The organism is Paenalicyclobacillus macrosporangiidus (genome assembly GCF_900116805.1).
In the GTDB taxonomy this organism is placed as follows: Bacteria; Bacillota; Bacilli; order Alicyclobacillales; family Alicyclobacillaceae; genus Alicyclobacillus_H; species Alicyclobacillus_H macrosporangiidus.
Window position 1 is genome coordinate 136,443 of the sequence record NZ_FPBV01000005.1, and the last position, 17,462, is coordinate 153,904.

Sequence of the window (17,462 nt, forward strand, 5' to 3'; positions counted from 1 at the left end):
GACCAAATTATGAACGTGGCCCTGAAGGGCAAGCGGCAGAGAGTCCGCGGAGGCTGCCGTTCATTGACAATAAATTTTCACTTAGGGTACTATAGGCGAGGGTTGCGGCTTGTCGCCGATCCTGGCCCGTGATGCAGAGCGCTTCTGGCGGCGCGAGACGGGCGGTGCGGCAGCCGGGCGATTCGGGCCAGCGCCTTCCGCCGCGGTGTGCGTGGCACAAGGCCGGCCGCAGACACCAGCACCTCATTGGCCAGCCAGAATCCCTCCAATCTTTCGCCGGGCGGGTGAAGTCGGATAGAAAACAACGATAAGGAGTCCAAGGACTCAGGGGCACAGAGCGCTGTGAAAACGTATGCAGTTCTGTTGTCCCTGATGCTGCAATTGGCGACCTGCACGGTTGTTTTCGGATATCTCGGCCACCTGCTCGCGCAAAAATGGCATCACCCGTTTGTCACGCTCGTCGGGATCCTCGTGGGCCTCGGCGTCGGCATGTCCGGGTTTGCATTCCTGGCGAATCATCTGCTGAGGAGATGAGCCGTGAAAGACGACGTGCAACGTCTGCAGGCGCGGTTGCGCGCCATCCAATGGGCAGGTCTGGCGATCATGGGGTTCACCGTGATCGCGCGTTTTGTGTTGCCTTGGCACGACGTGACGAACGGGTTGCTGATTGGAGAAGCGGGCGGCGCGGGGGCGGTCTGGAGCATGATCCGCCAGGGCCACCTGCACGACGGCCGCCAAGGGGCCGCCTTGATGGTGTCCGGCATCGTCGGCTACTTCATCCGCATGTTGCTGTTGGTTGCCGTCATCGTGATCGCCATCAAGCTTCCGCACGTCCACGTGCTGGCGGCGCTCGTGGGATACTTGCTCGGGTTCGCGCTGGTCGTCGCCGGGCTGTACCGCTTCGACTACCGCGCCGGCGGCCGCTGAAACCGGGCGGGGCGATTTCGCAAGGAAAGTAGGTGAGAAGGTGCCAAAACACCCGATGCTGTTCGCCGACCACTGGTACAGAATCGACCTGGTCACGGTGTTCTGGACCCTGGTGGTCGGTGCGCTGGTGGCGATTGTGCTGGGCGTGGTCGCGCGGCGGCTGGACATGCGCAGCCCGCGGGGCTTGCAGAACGTCATGGAGTGGGCCATCGAGTTCACGCGCAGCATGGCGCGCGACACGATGCCGTCCGAGCAGGGCGTGAATTTCGTCCTTCCCTTCGCCTTTGTGACGCTCGTGTACCTGTTCGTCGCCAACTGGCTGGGCCTCATCGTCACCATCGAGTTCGAGCCCGGGCGCGACATCCCCGTGCTGCACATGGCGGAGCACGTCAAGTACTCCCTGAACAACTCGCCCACCGAGAACATGAACATGACGCTCGGCCTGGCCATCCTGGTGTGGTTGGTCAGCCACGGCTACGGGCTGCGCCATCCGCTGCGGTGGCTCAAGCAGTACCGCAACCCGATGGCCATCATCGACGAAGTGACCAACCCGTTGACGCACGGCATGCGACTGTTCGGCAACATCCTGGCCGGCGAGGTGCTGATTGAAGCCATCCTCAAGATGCCGATGTTGTTCGGGTGGGTGCCGACCGGGTTGCCACTGCTCATCATCTGGTTGCTCTACAGCATGTTCGTGAGCACCATCCAGGCGTACATCTTCGCCCTGCTGCTGACGCTCTACATCGGGCACAAGGATTTCAGCGTCGCGCACCACTGAGCCGGTACCCGCGGCCGCGTGCGCCAAGAGGCGCCCTGAGGGCGCAGGATTGGGACGGGCCCTCTGTTCGGGAGACCGGTTGGGGCGTGGAATTCACTTCTTTCGAGTTCATGAAGGAGGCTTGTCATTCATGGAACAACAACTGCACCTGATTGCTGCTGCGCTGCTGCTCGGATTCGCCACGGTGGGCTCCGGTGTGGGCAACGGCGTGCTGTTCAGCAAGTTCGTCGAAGGCGTCTCCCGTCAGCCGGAAGCGCGCGGCACCCTGCTCGGCAGCGCCATGATTGGCTTGGCGTTCGTCGAGGCGTTCCCTGCGATTTTGCTCGCCCTCGGTTTGATGACGTTCTTCAGCTGATGTTCAGCGGACTCAAACGAGGGGGGTGGAGCGAGTGTCCATCATCGACCCAGGCACGATGATTGTGTCGTTGCTTGGCTTTCTCATCAGCTTCTGGATTGTGAAGAGGGTGGCGTTCCAGCCGCTCGCCAACATGATGGAGCAGCGCCGGAAGCACATCGAGGACCAGATTCAATCCGCGGAGCGGGACCGCGCCGAGGCGGAGCGGCTGCTGGCCGAACAGCGGCGCCTGCTGGAGCAGACCCGCAACGAGGTGCGCGACATGCTGGATCAGGCGCGTGCGCGCGCGGACGAACAGGCGCGGCAGATTGTCGAGGAGGCGCGCGCGGAAGCGGATCGCCTCATTGCGGAGGGCCGCCAATTGATAGAACGCGAGCGGGCGGAGGCGCTGGCCGGCGCCATGCAGACCCTGTCCGAACTGACGGTCGAGCTGACGACCAAGCTCCTGCGCGGCCACGTCACCGAGAGCGCGCATCGTGAGATGGTCTCCGAGGCCGAGAAGCACCTGGAGGAGCTGGTCTCATGAGCACCGTGGTCGCTCGCCGGTATACGCGCGGCCTGTTCTCTTACGCCAGCGAGCACGGGTTGGTTCAGGACGCCGACCGCGGCTTGAACGCGGTGGCCGAAGCCCTGCGCCAGGCGCCGAAGTTCAAGGCGCTGCTCGAGCATCCGCTCATCTCCCCGGACGAGAAGGTTGCGATGGTTGAGAAGGTCTTCGGCCAGGCGGTGCACCCGCTGGTCCTCCGTTTCCTGACCTTGCTCATCCGACGCGGCCGCGCGGACCAGGTGTTGGCCGTCGCGGAGTCGTTCCATGCCCTCGCCGAGGAGGCCGAAGGCCTGCTTTCGGTCGGCGTGGAGACGGCGTTTCCTCTGCAGGAGAGCGAAGTGGCGGAGTTGGAGAGGCGCCTGGGCGCCGCACTGAACAAGCGTGTGCGCGCCGTGGTGAACGTGAACCAGAACTTGCTCGCCGGGCTGCGGATCCATGTCGGTCACCGGGTGATTGACGCGTCGCTGGTGGGCGCCGTCGGGCAGTTCGCGCGGGAATTGGCCGAACGCAGCGCGCGGCGGGGCGCCTGATGGCCGCGTCCTGAAGGAGGAGGGAACCCTTTGAGCATTCGACCTGACGAAATCAGTGCTCTGATAAAGCAACAGATTGAGCAGTTCGAAGCGCAGGTGCAGGTCTACGACACGGGCATCGTGCTGCAGGTCGGCGACGGCATCGCGCGCATCCACGGGCTGGACAACGTCATGGCGGGCGAGCTGGTGGAATTCAGCAACGGCGTGTTCGGCATCGCGTTCAACCTGGAAGAGGACAACGTGGGCGTCATCGTCCTGGGGTCGGTCACCGGGATCCAGGAGGGCGACCAGGTGAAGCGGACCGGCCGCATCGCCAACGTGCCGGTGGGCGAGGCGCTGCTCGGGCGCGTCGTCAACCCGCTCGGTCAGCCGCTGGACAACCGCGGCCCCATTGAGGCGGCGGCGTACCGGCCGATTGAGTCGCCTGCGCCGGGCGTCATCGTCCGGAAGTCGGTGCACGAGCCGATGCAGACGGGCATCAAGGCCATCGACGCCATGATCCCCATCGGCCGCGGGCAACGTGAGCTGATCATCGGCGATCGCCAGACCGGTAAGACGGCCATCGCCATCGACACCATCATCAACCAGAAGAACACGGGCGTGAAGTGCATCTACGTCGCCATCGGCCAAAAGCAGTCCACAGTTGCCCGCGTGGTGGAGACCCTGCGCCGGCACGGGGCGCTGGAGTACACCATCGTGGTCGCCGCGAACGCATCCGACCCGGCGCCGCTGTTGTACCTGGCGCCGTATGCCGGGTGCGCGATGGGCGAGTACTTCATGTACAAAGGCGAGCACGCCCTCGTGATCTACGACGACCTGTCGAAGCAGGCCGCGGCGTACCGCGAGATGTCCTTGCTGCTGCGCCGTCCGCCCGGCCGCGAGGCGTATCCGGGCGACGTGTTCTACCTGCACTCTCGCCTGCTGGAGCGGGCCGCGAAGCTGAACGAGGCCAACGGCGGCGGTTCGCTGACGGCGCTGCCGTTCATTGAGACGCAGGCCGGCGACGTGTCGGCTTACATCCCGACCAACGTGATCTCCATCACCGACGGCCAGATCTTCCTGGAGTCCGACCTGTTCTACGCGGGCGTCCGTCCGGCCGTGAACGTCGGTATCTCCGTGTCCCGCGTCGGCGGCAACGCGCAGATCAAGGCGATGAAAAAAGTCGCCGGCACCCTGCGCCTCGACCTGGCGCAGTACCGCGAGCTGCAGGCGTTCGCCCAGTTCGGGTCCGACCTGGACAAGGCGACGCAGGCCCGTCTGGCGCGCGGCGAGCGCACGGTGGAGATCCTGAAGCAGGCGCAGTACCAGCCGATGCCGGTGGAGAAGCAGGTGGTCTCCATCTGGGCGGTCGTCAACGGGTACGTGGACGATCTCCCGGTGTCCGCGGTGCGCCGCTTCGAGGAGGAATGGCTGGCGTTCGTCGGATCCCAGTATCCGCAGATCTACGAGAACATCGTGTCGACGGGTGATCTGAAGGACGACACGATCGCGCTGTTGAAAGAGGCCGTGGCGAAGTTCAAGCAAACCTTCGTCGCCTGATCCATCCGCCCGGCCCGCGGGCCCCGTCTCCCGACGGGGCGGCGCGGCGGCTTGGCTAGCAAAGGTGGTGAATGCAGTGCCCCAAAACGTCAGAGACATCCGGCGCCGGATCAACAGCATTCGCAACACCGCCAAGATCACCAAGGCGATGGAGATGGTGTCGGCCGCCAAACTGCGGCGCGTGCAAGAGGCGGTGCAGCAGTCGAAGCCGTACCTGGCGAAGATGCAGAACATGCTCGCCAATGTGTCCAAATCGGCCCGCTGGATCAAGCACCCGCTGTTGGCGGAGCGCGAGGTGCGGCGCACCGGCTATCTGGTGATCACGGCCGACCGCGGCCTGGCCGGCCCGTACAACGCCCAGGTCATCCGGGCGGTGTTGCAGGAGGTCCGCCGGCGGGACAAGTCGACCTACACCATCTTCGCCATCGGGCGGCGCGGCCGCGACTTCTTCCGCAAGCACGGGTATCCGGTCGGCGGCGAGGTGGTTGGACTGGCCGACTCGCCGACATACGAGAGCGTGCGCGGCTTGGCCGAACGCGTCGTGGAGGCGTACGGCAATGAGGAGTTCGATGAACTGTACTTCGTGTACAACGAGTTCATCAACCCCATCGTGCAACGGCCCGTGGTCAAGAAGGTGTTGCCGCTGACCGGGGTCGCGGGAGAAGAGCAGGTGAGCGGACAGTACCTGTTCGAGCCCGACGCGGAGACGGTGCTGGCCGAGCTGTTGCCCCGTTTCGCCGAGACGCTGGTCTATCAGGCGGTGCTCGACGCGAAGGCGAGCGAGCACGGCGCCCGCATGACCGCGATGGGCAACGCGACGGACGCCGCGCAGGAGATGATTGAATCGCTCACGCTCAGCCTCAACCGGGCTCGTCAGGCGGCCATCACGACGCAGATCGTCGAGGTCGTGAGCGGCGCCGAGGCGTTGAAATAAGACGGCCGAGAGGCCTCGGTATAGAAGCGCCGGCCTGCGGCAGGTTCCGCGGCCGGGTGCGCGAGGGAGGGAACGAATTGAACAAAGGACAGGTTGTTTCTGTCATGGGACCTGTCGTGGACGTGCGCTTCCCGGAAGGGCAGCTGCCGGCCATCTACCACGCCCTGCGGATCGACCAAGAGGGTGAGGTGCCCGTCCACCTGACGCTGGAGGTGGCCCTGCACCTGGGGGACAACGTGGTGCGCACGGTGGCCATGTCTTCCACGGACGGCGTGGTCCGCGGCATGGAAGTCGTCAACACCGGGCGGCCTATCTCCGTGCCGGTGGGCCCGGCGACGCTCGGGCGCATCCTCAACGTGCTCGGCGAGACGATTGACGAGCAGGGCCCCATCGACACGGACCAGCTGTGGGCCATTCACCGGGACGCGCCGGAGTTCAGCCAGCTGAGCACGACGGTCGAGATCTTCGAGACGGGCATCAAGGTCATCGACCTGCTCGCCCCGTACGTCAAGGGCGGCAAGATTGGCCTGTTCGGCGGTGCCGGCGTGGGCAAGACGGTGTTGATACAGGAACTCATCCACAACATCGCCAAGGAGCACGGCGGTTACTCGGTCTTCGCGGGCGTCGGCGAACGCACGCGTGAAGGCAACGACCTGTATCACGAGATGAGGGACTCCGGCGTCATCGACAAGACCGTCATGGTCTTCGGTCAGATGAACGAGCCGCCGGGTGCGCGTCTGCGCGTGGCGCTCGCAGGCCTGACGATGGCGGAGTACTTCCGTGACGTGGAACACCGCGACGTGCTGTTCTTCGTCGACAACATCTTCCGCTTTACGCAGGCCGGTTCCGAGGTGTCCGCTCTGCTCGGCCGCATGCCGTCCGCCGTGGGTTACCAACCGACCCTGGCGACGGAGATGGGCCAGTTGCAGGAGCGTATCGCCTCGACGGTCAATGGATCGATCACGTCGATTCAAGCCATCTACGTGCCGGCCGACGACTACACCGACCCGGCTCCGGCGAACACGTTCGCCCACCTGGACGCGACGACGAACCTGGAGCGGCGCATCGCCGAGATGGGTCTGTATCCGGCCGTCGATCCGCTGGCCTCCACGTCCCGCGCGCTCACGCCGGAGATCGTCGGCGAGGAGCACTACCAGGTGGCGCGCGGCGTGCAGCAGGTGCTGCAGCGCTACCGCGAGCTGCAGGACATCATCGCCATCCTCGGCATGGACGAGTTGAGCGACGAGGACAAGCTCACGGTGGCGCGCGCCCGCAAGATCCAAAACTTCCTGTCCCAGCCGAACTTCGTGGCCGAGCAGTTCACCGGCATCCCCGGGAAATACGTGCCGGTCAAGGACACGGTTCGCTCGTTCAAGGAGATCTTGGAAGGCAAGCACGACGACATTCCGGAGACCTACTTCCGGTACAAGGGCGCCATCGAAGAGGTGGTAGAGGCGGCCCAGAAGGACGGCATCCAGGTCGGCTAAGGCGGGGCGGAGGATTCGCGCCTCAGCGGCGCGCAGATCAGGCGGGGAGGAGACTCGCGCCTCACTGGCGCTCAAGCCATATTTCGCCGCGAATCCTCCCCCGCACCCGCTGAAACAGGCGTCGGCCGTCGGCCAGCCCGCAGCAGGGGTGGCCAGGAGGTGAAAGCATTTGAGTAGTGTGCTGTTTGAAGTGGTGACGCCGGAGCGCACCGTGCTGTCCCAGCAGGTCCAGATGGTTTCGGTCCTGACGGGCGGCGGCGAACTGGGCATCCTGCCGCGGCACGCACCGCTTGCGGCGACGGTCAAGCCGTGCGTGGTGCGGGTGAAGCTCGAGGAGGGCGAGGACTACGTCCACGTCAGCGGGGGCTTCCTCGAGGTCCTGCCGGATCGCGTGACCATTCTGGCGAAGGCGGCGGAGACGGCGGAGGACATCGACGTGGAGCGCGCCCAGCGCGCGAAGGAACGGGCGGAGCAGCGGCTCGCGCAGCGCACCGAGGACATCGACGTCCGCCGGGCTGAGGCCGCCCTGATGCGCGCGCTGCACCGGCTGGAGGTCGTGGAGCGCTCGGATCGCGCCGGCCGACTCCTCGCCCGCCGGCGGAATTCCTGAGTCTGAGCGGCCGGGCGGCCCGCACGGATGAGGCGTACGAGGGCGGCATTCGGACGAGGTCCGGATGCCGCCCTCGATGATTTTGGGCGGGGGCATGCCGCGGGCGCTTGTGCGGGTAGCTGGCCCGGGAGGCTGGCCCGGGAGGCTGGCCCGGGAGGCTGGCCCGGGAGGCTGGCCCGGGCCCGACTTCCTCGCCCCTGAATGCGGTGGGCCGTGCTTGATGAGTGACGTTTTGAGGGCCGCAGGTTCGTGAGACCGCTCTGCCTGAGCGCACTTGGGGCCCCGCCGGGGACCACGGTTCAAGCGGTTGTAAACGAATTTTTCTTATTCCACTCGACTTGCGAGGAGATAGCAACCGTATTTGATTGAAGTGACGGTTCGGGCACGTCATAGAAACGATTTTCGACTTATTCCGGGGGCCTCCGGGGCTGCGGGCACCAGGTCGGGCCTCGATAAATCAAGTCCTGAACCTTATCGATGATTCCTAGCCTGAGATTACGTGCAAAGGTTGTTTATCGATCCGCTGCCATCCGCCATTAACGTCAAAATGGTGGTATGTGTCCGTGCGCTCGTGACGCGGCCGCTGCCAACCGTGTTTTACTCCCCTCCCAATGGTGAATATCCGTATTCCATAGCGAGTATCCGCACGCTGGGCACGCCACGCACATCCCCTCGGGCATGGCCGGCGGGCTTCGCCCTGTCCTGCGCACGCCCCGTCTCAGACATGCCCCGCACGGCCGCCACAGGCCCCCTTATCCCCATTCCCGCCCCGCGGAGCGGGTTGTAACCGCCCGTCCGCCCGTCGTCTCGCGGCAGTTGCCCGGGAAAATGATCGTTTCGGACTAGGCGGTGTCGCGAGACCGCTGATCCAAACAGGTGTTTTACACCCAAAATAGCGTCTGTTATAATGTTCAAGGTCAAAAATTCCGCGTCGTATCGCCAACTTCTGACCCGTTGCACGAATTCGCGAGGGGCTCTGGTGGGTGATCCGGCGCCAGGTCCGCCTGGGGGGAACGCCATGTTCCAATACTGGAACGGGTACCTGTTTGTGGCCTTGTTTATCATCCTCGGCATTTTATTGCCCGTCGCCTCCCTGTGGGTCATTGGCCCGCTGTTGCGGCCCAATCATCCCACCCAGGGCAAGCGAACGACCTATGAGAGTGGTCTCGAACCGTTCGGAGACGCGCGCGTCCGGTACAACGCAAGGTACTACCTGTTCGCGTTGCTGTTCGTGGTCTTCGACGTCGAGACCTTGTTTCTGTATCCGTGGGCGGTGAGCTACAAGAGGCTCGGCATGTTCGCGTTGGTGGAGATGCTCATCTTCCTGTTCCTGCTCGTGATTGGTCTGGTGTACGCCTGGAGAAAGAAGGTGCTGGAATGGACCTGAGCCGCGCTGCGCAACTGCCGGTGCTGGAATACGAAGGTCTGACGCCGGAAGAGAACGCCGAACTGAGGCGCGCAGGGGTCATGCTCCATTCCTTGGAGCAGCTCAAGGCGTGGGCCCGGAGCAACAGCCTGTGGCCGCTGACCTTCGGTCTCGCGTGCTGCGCCATCGAGATGATGGGGACCGGTGCCGCGCACTACGATCTCGATCGCTTCGGCATCATCTTCCGCGCTTCCCCTCGCCATGCGGACGTGATGATTGTGGCCGGTACCGTGACGAAGAAGATGGCCCCGTTGCTGCGCCGATTGTACGACCAGATGGCCGAACCGAAGTGGGTCGTCTCCATGGGCGTGTGTGCCACCGCGGGCGGGCCGTACGTGCGCAGCTATTCCGTGTTGAAAGGGGTCGATCAGGTCGTCCCCGTCGACGTCTACATCCCGGGATGCCCTCCGTCTCCGCCTGCCCTGATCTACGGACTCAACCTGCTGCAGGAGAAGATTCGCAACGAGGCCAGAGGAAGGAAGGTGGCCAGAGCGTGAGCGAAGAGGGACGTAAACCCGGCGAGGCACAGGACCAACCTGCGGACGCAACGGAGAAGCCGGAGGCACCCGCGCCGGCCGCACCGGTAACATCCGCCGCATCAGCGGCGCCTGGCGCCAGCGCGGCGGAAGGCGCTGACAAGCCGGCGGCACAGGATGTCGCCAAGCCTGCGGCCAAAGAAGGCGCCGACAAGCCGGCCGTGAAACCGGCTGCACGCCCCGCCGCGGCGGGGGCTGGCGCCGCGGCGAAAAAAACGCCGCCGCCCGATCCGCGGGCCGAAGCCGCCAAGGAGAAAGCCGAACAGGTCAAGGCGGCCATCGTGGCCCAGTTGGGAGAGGCCGCGGTGGAGGAGGTGGGGGCCGCGCACTTCGTGCCGATGCTGGTCATCCGCAAACAGGACTGGCCGGCAGCGGTGGATTTGCTGCGCACCCACCCGGATTGGCGGACCAACTACCTCGAATTCATGGCGGGAACGGACTACAAGGACAAGGGTTACATCGAGGTCGTCATCTACCTCCAGTCGACCGAGCTGGGTCACTTCATCTGCCTGAAGACCCGCACCGACCGGGACCAGGCGGAGATCCCCTCCTTGTTCTCCGTGTTCCCCGGCGTCAACTGGGAGGAACGGGAAATCTACGACCTGCTCGGAGTCACTTTCACCGGCCACCCGGACCTGCGGCGCATCATGATGTGGGACGACTTCAAAGGTCACCCGTTGCGCAAGGACTACAACGAGTGGGACGAGCGAAACGCTTGACCGAACGCTGACGCTTCGGCGCAAGCGCTGTGAAAGCGAGGGGACAAGATGTCGCTCATCGACGAGAAAGACCAGGTGCGCACCGAGGAGATGCTGCTCAACGTCGGCCCGCAGCATCCGAGCACGCACGGCGTGTTCCGGTTGGTGGTCAAGATCAGCGGTGAGACCATCATCGACGCCGAGCCGGTCATCGGGTACCTGCACCGGGGGACGGAGAAGCTCGCCGAGGACCTGCAGTACACGCAGATCATCCCGTACACCGACCGGCTGGACTATCTGGCCGCGATGCTCAACAACTACGCGCTCTGTCACACCGTGGAGGAGGCGCTGGGGCTCGAGATCCCGGAGCGGGCGGAGTACCTCCGCGTGATTGCGATGGAGCTCAACCGCATCGCGTCGCACCTGTTGTTCATCGGCACGTATCTGTTGGACCTGGGGGCCATGAGCCCGTTCTTGTACGTGTTCGCGGAGCGCGAGCGGATCATCCAACTGTTCAATGAGCTCTGCGGCGCCCGGCTCACCTACAACTACATGCGCATCGGCGGTGTCAAGTGGGACGCCCCGCCCGGATGGCTGGACAAGGTGCGGGCGTTCGTGCCGCACATGCGCGAGCAGTTGAAGATGTACGACGACCTCATCACCGGCAACGAGATCTTCCTCAACCGTGTCCGCGGCATCGGCGTCTACGACACGGAGACGGCGTTGGCGTACGGGATGAGCGGGATCAACCTGCGCTCCACCGGCTTCGACTGGGACCTGCGGCGCAAGAAGCCGTACAGCATCTACGACCGCTTCGACTTCGAGATCCCGGTGGGCAAGAACGGCGACTGCTTCGACCGTTACTATCTCCACCTGCTGGAGATGCGTGAATCGCTCAAGATCGTCGAACAGGCGCTCGACCAGATCCCGGAGTCGGGCCCGGTGCTCGGAAAGGTGCCGAAGCTGATCCGCGTCCCGGCCGGGGAGTACTACAGCGGCATTGAGGGGGCGCGCGGCGAGCTCGGGTTCTACATCGTCAGCGACGGCAAAGACAAGCCGTATCGCATGAAGATCCGCAAGCCGTCATTCCTGAACCTGCAGCTGCTGCCGAAGCTCCTGCGCGGGCAGAACATGGCCAACCTCATTGCGATTCTCGGCGCCGTCGACATCGTGCTCGGGGAGGTGGACGCGTGATGTGGCACTGGGAGGCGAACCCGCTCAACGGGCCGGCGGTACTCGGCATGGTCATCGGCGGCGTGGTCATCCTGATCCTCACCCTGCTGGTGGTCATGTACTCCATCTACTGGCAGCGCAAACTCATCGGTTGGATTCAGTGGCGCATCGGGCCCAACCGGGTCGGCCCGTTTGGACTGTTGCAGACGGCGGCGGACGTCATCAAGCTGCTGATCAAGGAGGATGTGGTCCCGGAGAAGGCCGACCGGGCGATGTTCCTGCTCGCGCCCATCATCGCGTTCGTGCCGGCCTTCACGGTGCTCGCCGCCATCCCGTTCTCGGCGCATCACGTGTTCACGGCCAACATCAGCATCGGCGCCCTCTTCTACGTCGCCCTGTCTGCCATCACGATCCACGGCGTCATGCTCGGCGCCTGGGCGTCGAACAACAAGTATTCGCTCATCGGCGGCATGCGGTCGGCGGCGCAGTTGATCAGCTATGAGATCCCGCTCGGCTTGTCCATCGTCGGCGTGGTGCTCATGGCCGGCTCCATCAATCTCAACGACATCGTCGAGGCGCAGGCGAAGTCCGGCCTGTGGTACGTGATCCCGCAGATTCTCGGCTTCATCGTCTTCATGATCGCGTCCACCGCCGAGCTCAGCCGCACGCCGTTCGACCTGCCCGAGGCGGAGTCGGAGCTGGTGGCCGGCTACCACACCGAGTACAGCGGCTTCCGCTTCGCCTTTTTCATGTTGACCGAGTACGTGTACCTGTTCGCCATGGCCGGCCTGTTCGCCACCCTGTACCTGGGCGGTTGGAGCGGCCCGCTTCTTCCGGGCTGGCTGTGGTTCGCCATCAAGGCGTTTTTGTACATCAGTTTTCAGTTCTGGCTGCAGGCGACCATGCCGCGTATGCGGGTCGACCAGCTGATGAGCTTCAGCTGGAAGGTGCTGCTGCCGCTCGCGTTGGTCAACATCGTCATCACGGCCGTCGTCAAGGCGTTCGTATGACGCCGCACCTGGGGCGAAGAACGGCCGCCCGCGTGAGACCTGGTGCGATTCCGAAGCTAAGCGGGGTGAGACGAAGATGTTCGGTTTCCTCAAGGGCCTGGGCGTGACGCTGCGGCAGCTGCCGAAGAAAAAGGTCACCCTGCAGTACCCGGACGTGCGGCCCGAGTGGCCGGAGCGGTTCCGCGGCGTCCACCGGTTCATTCCAGAACTGTGCATCGTCTGCAACCAGTGTGCGCGCATCTGCCCGACCAGCTGCATCTCGCTGTCCGGGACGCGCGATGCCAACAAAAAGATGCGGATCGACACGTACGACATCAACTTCGACATCTGCATCCTGTGCGACCTGTGCACCGAGGTGTGCCCGACGGAGGCCGTTCTCATGTCGGACACGTTCGAGCTCGCCACGTACAGCCGCGACAACCTGTACCTCGACATGCACTGGTTGTACAACAACGAGCTGGCGTATGAACAGCGCCATCCGGATCGCGTTCCGCAGACGGCGGGCGAGGCGAAGGAGGGCGAGGCGTGATGACCTTCTTCCTCAATGCGCCGATGATCGGGTTTTACATCATCGCGCTGTTCATCCTCGGATGCGCCGTGATGCTGCTCAGCTTCCAGCGCGTCATCTACATGGCGCTGGCCATCGGCGGGGTGTTCATCGGCTGCGCCGCCATCTACATCCTGCTCGGGGCGGATTTCGTCGGTGTGGCCCAACTCTTGATCTACGCCGGGGCCATCACCATCCTCATCATGTTCGCCATCATGTTGACGAACCACGAGGCGGCGGACCCGCCGCACAAATGGACGGTGCGCAACATCCTGAGCGCGGTGGCCGCGGTGTTGCTCGGCGCGGTCCTGCTGCTCGTCATCCGCTCCACCACGTGGCCGCCCGAGGTGGAGGCGGACGTCAACGGAGGGAACAGCAATCCGGTGGCCGTCGGCCTGGCCTTGTTCCAGAACTACACCGTGCCGTTTGAACTGGTGTCCTTGTTGCTCATCGTCGGTATGGTCGGGGCCGTCATCCTGGCGCGCGAGCGAAAGGAGGACGAGGAGGAATGAGCGGGATGTTTCCAATCCCGACCGGATCGCTGCTGGCCTTGGGTGCCATCCTGTTTTGCATCGGGCTGTACGGGGCGCTGACCAAGCGCAACCTGATCATCGTGCTGGTGTCCATCGAGCTGATGCTGAACGCCGCGAACATCAATCTGGTGACGTTCTCGCGGCTGGGCGTGGGGCCGAACATCAGCGGCCAGGTGTTCGCGCTGTTCACCATCACCGTCGCGGCAGCCGAAATCGCGGTCGGACTGGCCCTGTTGCTCGCCATCTTCCGGGTGCGCAAGACCACGGAGGTCCAGGATCTGAATGTCCACAAGCATTGATCCGTTGCGCAACGCCGCCCTCCCCGGGGCGGACGACCGCGGACAGGACGGCAATTGCTGACAGGAGGGTTGTGTATGGTGGAGTACGCGTGGCTGGTGCCCCTGCTGCCGCTGGTGGCGTACGTGTTCCTCTTGGTCCTCGGCCGGCGTGCGCCGGAGGGCATCGTGGCTGGCGTCTCTGTGGTGCTGACGTTCGCCGCGTTCCTCATCAGCGCCTTGGTGTTCCGCTCCGTCGGCCAGAGCCCGGACCAGACTGGACCGTACGTGTTTCACTGGCTGACGGTCGGGACGCACTCGTTCACCGTGGGGTTTGAGGTCACCCACCTCAACGCGCTCATGCTGGTGGTGGTATCCCTCGTCAGCACGCTGGTGCTGCTGTTTTCCAAGGGATACATGCACGGCGACGAACGGTTCCCGGTGTTCTACCAATACCTGAATTTGTTCGTGTTCTCGATGCTGGCGCTGGTCATCTCTCCGAACCTGCTGCAGTTGTACATCTTCTGGGAGATGGTCGGTCTGTGCTCGTATCTGCTGGTGGGCTTTTGGTACTTCAAACCGGAGGCGGCCCTGGCGGCGAAAAAGTCGTTCATCGTCACGCGCATCGGCGATGTGGGCCTGTTCACGGGCATCATCCTCCTGTTCCTCGCCAGCGGGTCGTTTGATTACAGCACCGTCTTCACGGCGGCGGCCGCGCACAAGCTGTCGCTCGGCTGGATCTCCAACGACCACCTGGTGACCCTGGCGGCCATCCTGATCTTCGTCGGCGCCGTCGGAAAGTCGGCCCAGTTCCCGCTGCACGTCTGGTTGCCGGACGCCATGGAGGGCCCGACGCCGGTGTCCGCGTTGATCCACGCCGCGACCATGGTGGCGGCGGGCGTCTACCTGGTGGCGCGCTGCTACCCGCTGTTCCAGTTGAGCCCGGCGGCGCTCTCGACGGTCGCCTGGATCGGCGGCATCACCGCGTTGCTCGCGGCCCTCATCGCGCTGACGCAACGCGACATCAAACGCGTGATCGCGTACTCGACCATCTCGCAGCTCGGCTACATGATGATGGCGCTCGGCGTCGGGGCGTACGCCTACGGCGTGTTCCACCTGATGACCCACGCCTTCTTCAAGGCCCTGCTGTTCCTGGCGGCCGGTTCGGTCATCCACGCCCTCGACACGCAGGACCTGTTCGAGATGGGCGGCCTGTACAAGAAGATGAAGCTGACCGCCTGGACGTTCCTCGCGGGCGCTCTCGCGTTGGCGGGCATCGTCCCGTTCGCCGGGTTCTGGTCGAAGGACGACATCCTGGCGGCGGCGCTCGAGAGCGGGCACACGGTTCTGTATGTCTTCGGGTTGATCGCGGCGTTCTGCACGGCCTTCTACATCTTCCGCGTGTACTTCCTGACGTTCACCGGCCAGCCGCGGGATCCCGCGCGCCATGAACACGCGCACGAGGGCTCCTGGGTGATGACCCTGCCGCTGGTGGTGCTGGCCGTTCTGGCGACCATCGGAGGGTTCTTCAACACCCCGTTCAACGGCTACGGCCTGGAGCGGTACCTGTTCGCCGATTCGCCGCAGGGGGCCATCGGCGCGACGACGCCGGAGAACGTGGGCCTGATGGTGCTCAGCGTGCTCGTCGGCCTGGCGGGCATCGGCTTGGCGGCCCTGATGTACTGGCGGCCGGCCATTCAGCCGGAGAAGCTGGCGCGCAGCCTGGGCTTCTTGTACCAACTGTCGTTCCGCAAGTTCTACCTGGATGAGATCTACTACGCCATCGTGGTGGCGACCGGTAAGGCCATCGCGGCCATCGTCGACTTCGTCGACCGCTACATCATCGACGGCATCGTCCGCCTGGTGGCGCGCATTGTCGCCACCATCGGCCTCGGCCTGAAGTACACGCAGACGGGCCAGATCCAGGCGTACACCGCGGTGGCTGCGTTCGGTGTGCTGATCCTCGTCGCCTGGGCGATGTGGTCGATAGGGGGTGTCCTGTAGTGGGCCTTGTGTTCTGGATTGTCCTGGCGCCGCTGATCGCGGCCGTGTTGATCCTGGTGGTGCCGGGCCTGCGCGCGGGCGCACACCGCGCACTCGGCCTGCTGGGATCCGCCGCGGCACTGGTGCTGGCGCTGGCAGCCTGGGGTCGCTTCCAGTACGCGACGAGCGCCTACCAGGAGGTCAGCCGGTTGCACTGGTTCACGTTGCCGGCGCTCTGGCAGCAGTCGGACCTCTCCATCGGCCTGTCGTTTGGGGTGGACGGCCTGTCGCTGCCGTTGGTCCTGCTCGCCGCGTTCATCTCGCTGCTGGCCGGGGTGGCGGCGCCGCGGACGCTGCAGCGGACGCGGTTGTACTACTTCTGGATGGAATTGGCGACGGCGGGCATCCTCGGGGTGTTCACCGCCATGGACCTGTTCACCTTCCTGCTGGCGCTTGAGCTGTCGCTCTTTGCTGCCTTCTTCCTCATCCATCTGTTCGGGGAGGCGGGGAGCCGGAAGGCGGCGTTCAAGTTCCTGTTGTACCGCGGACTGGCCAGCGTCCTGTTCCTGGCGGCCCTGGTCGGACTGGCCTACGGCGCGGCGGGCGGCTTCGGCACCACGCAGCCGGACACGCAGGGGATCATCAACGGCGCAGGGGCGCTGACCTTCGACATCCCGACCTTGACCGATACCCTGCACAAGGCGTCGGAGGCGTTCTTCACGCCGCACGCCCGGTCGGTCCTGTTCCTCATCTTGTTGCTCGGCGTGTTGGTGGAAGAGGCGTTCGTCCCCTTCCACACCTGGCTGCCGACGACGCACGAGTTCAGCGACACGACGACGAACATGCTGATTGGCGGCGTGCTGACCAAGACCGGCGCGTACGCGCTGCTCCGCTTCGGCGTCGGGCTCCTGCCGGGTGAGGTGCGGCACTGGGGTGTGCTCATCGCGGTGCTAGGCGTCATCAACATCCTGTACGGCGCGTTCGCCGCCTGGGCGCAAAAGGACTGGCGGCGGCTCATCGCCTTTGGCAGCATCAGCCACATGGGCCTGGTGCTGCTCGGGGTCGCGGCGCTGAACGCGGCGGGACTCCAGGGCGCCATGTTCATGATGGTGTCCTCGGGTCTGCTGACCGCGCTGTTGTTCTTCCTGACGGGGGCCATCAAGGAGCGCACGCAGACGGCGCTCATCCCGTCCCTCGGCGGCCTGTCGCGGCCCATGCCGATGCTCTCCGGCTTCCTGCTGGTGGCGGCGCTGGGGTCGCTGGGGCTGCCGCTGACGAGCGGTTTCGTCAGCGAGATCCAGGCGTTCATCGGCGGCTTCGGGACGTATCCGGCGATCTCGTTCGTCGGCGTGATCGGCATCATCCTGTCGGCGGTGTACCTGCTGTACGCGATGGAGAAGACGACGTTCGGCCCGGCCAGGCAGTCGTACACCGGGCTTGCGGACGCGACGCCGCGCGAATATGTGCCGACGGTGGTCCTGACGGCACTGGTGCTGCTCATCGGCGTGTATCCCAGCGTGATCGGCGACCTGTTCGGTCTGTCGGTGCAGGCGCTGCTGAGGATTGGGGGTTGA

20 protein-coding genes are annotated in these 17,462 nt (G+C 64.7%); all 20 read left to right on the forward strand.

The genetic code is table 11. The annotated features are described in order from the left end of the window. The first annotated feature begins 342 nt into the window (after window positions 1-342). The 20 genes from BM357_RS06185 to BM357_RS06280 all read left to right on the forward strand — a co-directional run bounded on the left by BM357_RS06185 (window position 343) and on the right by BM357_RS06280 (window position 17,462). Window positions 343-534, forward strand: a complete 192-nt coding sequence (locus BM357_RS06185; protein ID WP_051663231.1) for an AtpZ/AtpI family protein — start codon at window positions 343-345, stop codon at window positions 532-534. A 3-nt stretch (window positions 535-537) separates the two neighbouring features. Continuing rightward, window positions 538-927, forward strand: coding sequence for an ATP synthase subunit I (locus BM357_RS06190; protein ID WP_245783869.1), 390 nt, complete (start codon window positions 538-540; stop codon window positions 925-927). Between the two features lie 40 nt (window positions 928-967). Continuing rightward, window positions 968-1,705, forward strand: coding sequence for a F0F1 ATP synthase subunit A (gene atpB, locus BM357_RS06195; protein ID WP_074950684.1), 738 nt, complete (start codon window positions 968-970; stop codon window positions 1,703-1,705). Between the two features lie 142 nt (window positions 1,706-1,847). Next, window positions 1,848-2,060 carry an ATP synthase F0 subunit C gene (gene atpE, locus BM357_RS06200; protein WP_029422291.1) on the forward strand — a complete coding sequence of 71 codons (213 nt, stop codon included), beginning with the start codon at window positions 1,848-1,850 and terminating at the stop codon, window positions 2,058-2,060. Window positions 2,061-2,094: 34 nt separating this feature from the next. Next, window positions 2,095-2,586: a F0F1 ATP synthase subunit B gene (atpF, locus tag BM357_RS06205; RefSeq protein ID WP_245783870.1), complete on the forward strand. Its 492-nt coding sequence runs from the start codon at window positions 2,095-2,097 to the stop codon at window positions 2,584-2,586. Next, window positions 2,583-3,137 carry an ATP synthase F1 subunit delta gene (gene atpH, locus BM357_RS06210; RefSeq protein WP_074950686.1) on the forward strand — a complete coding sequence of 185 codons (555 nt, stop codon included), beginning with the start codon at window positions 2,583-2,585 and terminating at the stop codon, window positions 3,135-3,137. The genes atpF and atpH overlap by 4 nt, the downstream gene beginning before the upstream one ends. A gap of 30 nt (window positions 3,138-3,167) precedes the next feature. After that, a complete protein-coding gene (atpA, locus tag BM357_RS06215; protein WP_074950688.1) occupies window positions 3,168-4,676 on the forward strand; it encodes a F0F1 ATP synthase subunit alpha in 1,509 nt (502 codons plus the stop codon). A 76-nt stretch (window positions 4,677-4,752) separates the two neighbouring features. Next, window positions 4,753-5,610: an ATP synthase F1 subunit gamma gene (gene atpG / locus BM357_RS06220; protein ID WP_074950690.1), complete on the forward strand. Its 858-nt coding sequence runs from the start codon at window positions 4,753-4,755 to the stop codon at window positions 5,608-5,610. A 77-nt stretch (window positions 5,611-5,687) separates the two neighbouring features. Beyond that, the gene (gene atpD / locus BM357_RS06225; RefSeq protein ID WP_074950692.1) at window positions 5,688-7,097 is read left to right on the forward strand and encodes a F0F1 ATP synthase subunit beta; all 1,410 of its coding nucleotides are present in this window, start codon (window positions 5,688-5,690) and stop codon (window positions 7,095-7,097) included. A gap of 169 nt (window positions 7,098-7,266) precedes the next feature. After that, the gene (locus BM357_RS06230; RefSeq protein ID WP_074950694.1) at window positions 7,267-7,707 is read left to right on the forward strand and encodes a F0F1 ATP synthase subunit epsilon; all 441 of its coding nucleotides are present in this window, start codon (window positions 7,267-7,269) and stop codon (window positions 7,705-7,707) included. A gap of 1,018 nt (window positions 7,708-8,725) precedes the next feature. Continuing rightward, a complete protein-coding gene (locus BM357_RS06235; RefSeq protein WP_074950696.1) occupies window positions 8,726-9,094 on the forward strand; it encodes an NADH-quinone oxidoreductase subunit A in 369 nt (122 codons plus the stop codon). Then, entirely contained in the window at window positions 9,085-9,630 is a 546-nt protein-coding gene (locus tag BM357_RS06240; protein ID WP_175511465.1) for a NuoB/complex I 20 kDa subunit family protein, read from the forward strand. Before BM357_RS06235 ends, BM357_RS06240 begins: the two co-directional genes overlap by 10 nt. Continuing rightward, window positions 9,627-10,388 carry an NADH-quinone oxidoreductase subunit C gene (locus BM357_RS20450; protein WP_083430242.1) on the forward strand — a complete coding sequence of 254 codons (762 nt, stop codon included), beginning with the start codon at window positions 9,627-9,629 and terminating at the stop codon, window positions 10,386-10,388. Before BM357_RS06240 ends, BM357_RS20450 begins: the two co-directional genes overlap by 4 nt. Before the next feature lie 48 nt (window positions 10,389-10,436). Next, complete coding sequence (locus BM357_RS06250) at window positions 10,437-11,561, forward strand: NADH-quinone oxidoreductase subunit D (protein WP_074950698.1); 1,125 nt, start codon at window positions 10,437-10,439, stop codon at window positions 11,559-11,561. Continuing rightward, a complete protein-coding gene (gene nuoH, locus BM357_RS06255; RefSeq protein ID WP_074950817.1) occupies window positions 11,561-12,550 on the forward strand; it encodes an NADH-quinone oxidoreductase subunit NuoH in 990 nt (329 codons plus the stop codon). Before BM357_RS06250 ends, nuoH begins: the two co-directional genes overlap by 1 nt. A gap of 76 nt (window positions 12,551-12,626) precedes the next feature. Continuing rightward, entirely contained in the window at window positions 12,627-13,079 is a 453-nt protein-coding gene (locus BM357_RS06260) for a NuoI/complex I 23 kDa subunit family protein (RefSeq protein WP_074950700.1), read from the forward strand. Next, window positions 13,079-13,609 carry an NADH-quinone oxidoreductase subunit J gene (locus BM357_RS06265; protein ID WP_083430259.1) on the forward strand — a complete coding sequence of 177 codons (531 nt, stop codon included), beginning with the start codon at window positions 13,079-13,081 and terminating at the stop codon, window positions 13,607-13,609. The genes BM357_RS06260 and BM357_RS06265 overlap by 1 nt, the downstream gene beginning before the upstream one ends. A gap of 5 nt (window positions 13,610-13,614) precedes the next feature. Continuing rightward, window positions 13,615-13,929, forward strand: coding sequence for an NADH-quinone oxidoreductase subunit NuoK (nuoK, locus tag BM357_RS06270; RefSeq protein WP_074950819.1), 315 nt, complete (start codon window positions 13,615-13,617; stop codon window positions 13,927-13,929). A gap of 75 nt (window positions 13,930-14,004) precedes the next feature. Further along, window positions 14,005-15,909, forward strand: a complete 1,905-nt coding sequence (gene nuoL / locus BM357_RS06275) for an NADH-quinone oxidoreductase subunit L (protein ID WP_074950702.1) — start codon at window positions 14,005-14,007, stop codon at window positions 15,907-15,909. Then, entirely contained in the window at window positions 15,909-17,462 is a 1,554-nt protein-coding gene (locus BM357_RS06280) for a complex I subunit 4 family protein (protein WP_074950704.1), read from the forward strand. Before nuoL ends, BM357_RS06280 begins: the two co-directional genes overlap by 1 nt.

Coding starts and splice junctions, on each gene's coding strand:
- atpH (WP_074950686.1), top strand. CDS start 2,583: ATGAGCACCGTGGTCGCTCGCCGGTATACGCGCGGCCTGTTCTCTTAC.
- BM357_RS06235 (WP_074950696.1), top strand. CDS start 8,726: ATGTTCCAATACTGGAACGGGTACCTGTTTGTGGCCTTGTTTATCATC.
- BM357_RS06240 (WP_175511465.1), top strand. CDS start 9,085: ATGGACCTGAGCCGCGCTGCGCAACTGCCGGTGCTGGAATACGAAGGT.
- BM357_RS06250 (WP_074950698.1), top strand. CDS start 10,437: ATGTCGCTCATCGACGAGAAAGACCAGGTGCGCACCGAGGAGATGCTG.
- nuoH (WP_074950817.1), top strand. CDS start 11,561: ATGTGGCACTGGGAGGCGAACCCGCTCAACGGGCCGGCGGTACTCGGC.
- BM357_RS06260 (WP_074950700.1), top strand. CDS start 12,627: ATGTTCGGTTTCCTCAAGGGCCTGGGCGTGACGCTGCGGCAGCTGCCG.
- BM357_RS06265 (WP_083430259.1), top strand. CDS start 13,079: ATGACCTTCTTCCTCAATGCGCCGATGATCGGGTTTTACATCATCGCG.
- nuoK (WP_074950819.1), top strand. CDS start 13,615: ATGTTTCCAATCCCGACCGGATCGCTGCTGGCCTTGGGTGCCATCCTG.
- nuoL (WP_074950702.1), top strand. CDS start 14,005: ATGGTGGAGTACGCGTGGCTGGTGCCCCTGCTGCCGCTGGTGGCGTAC.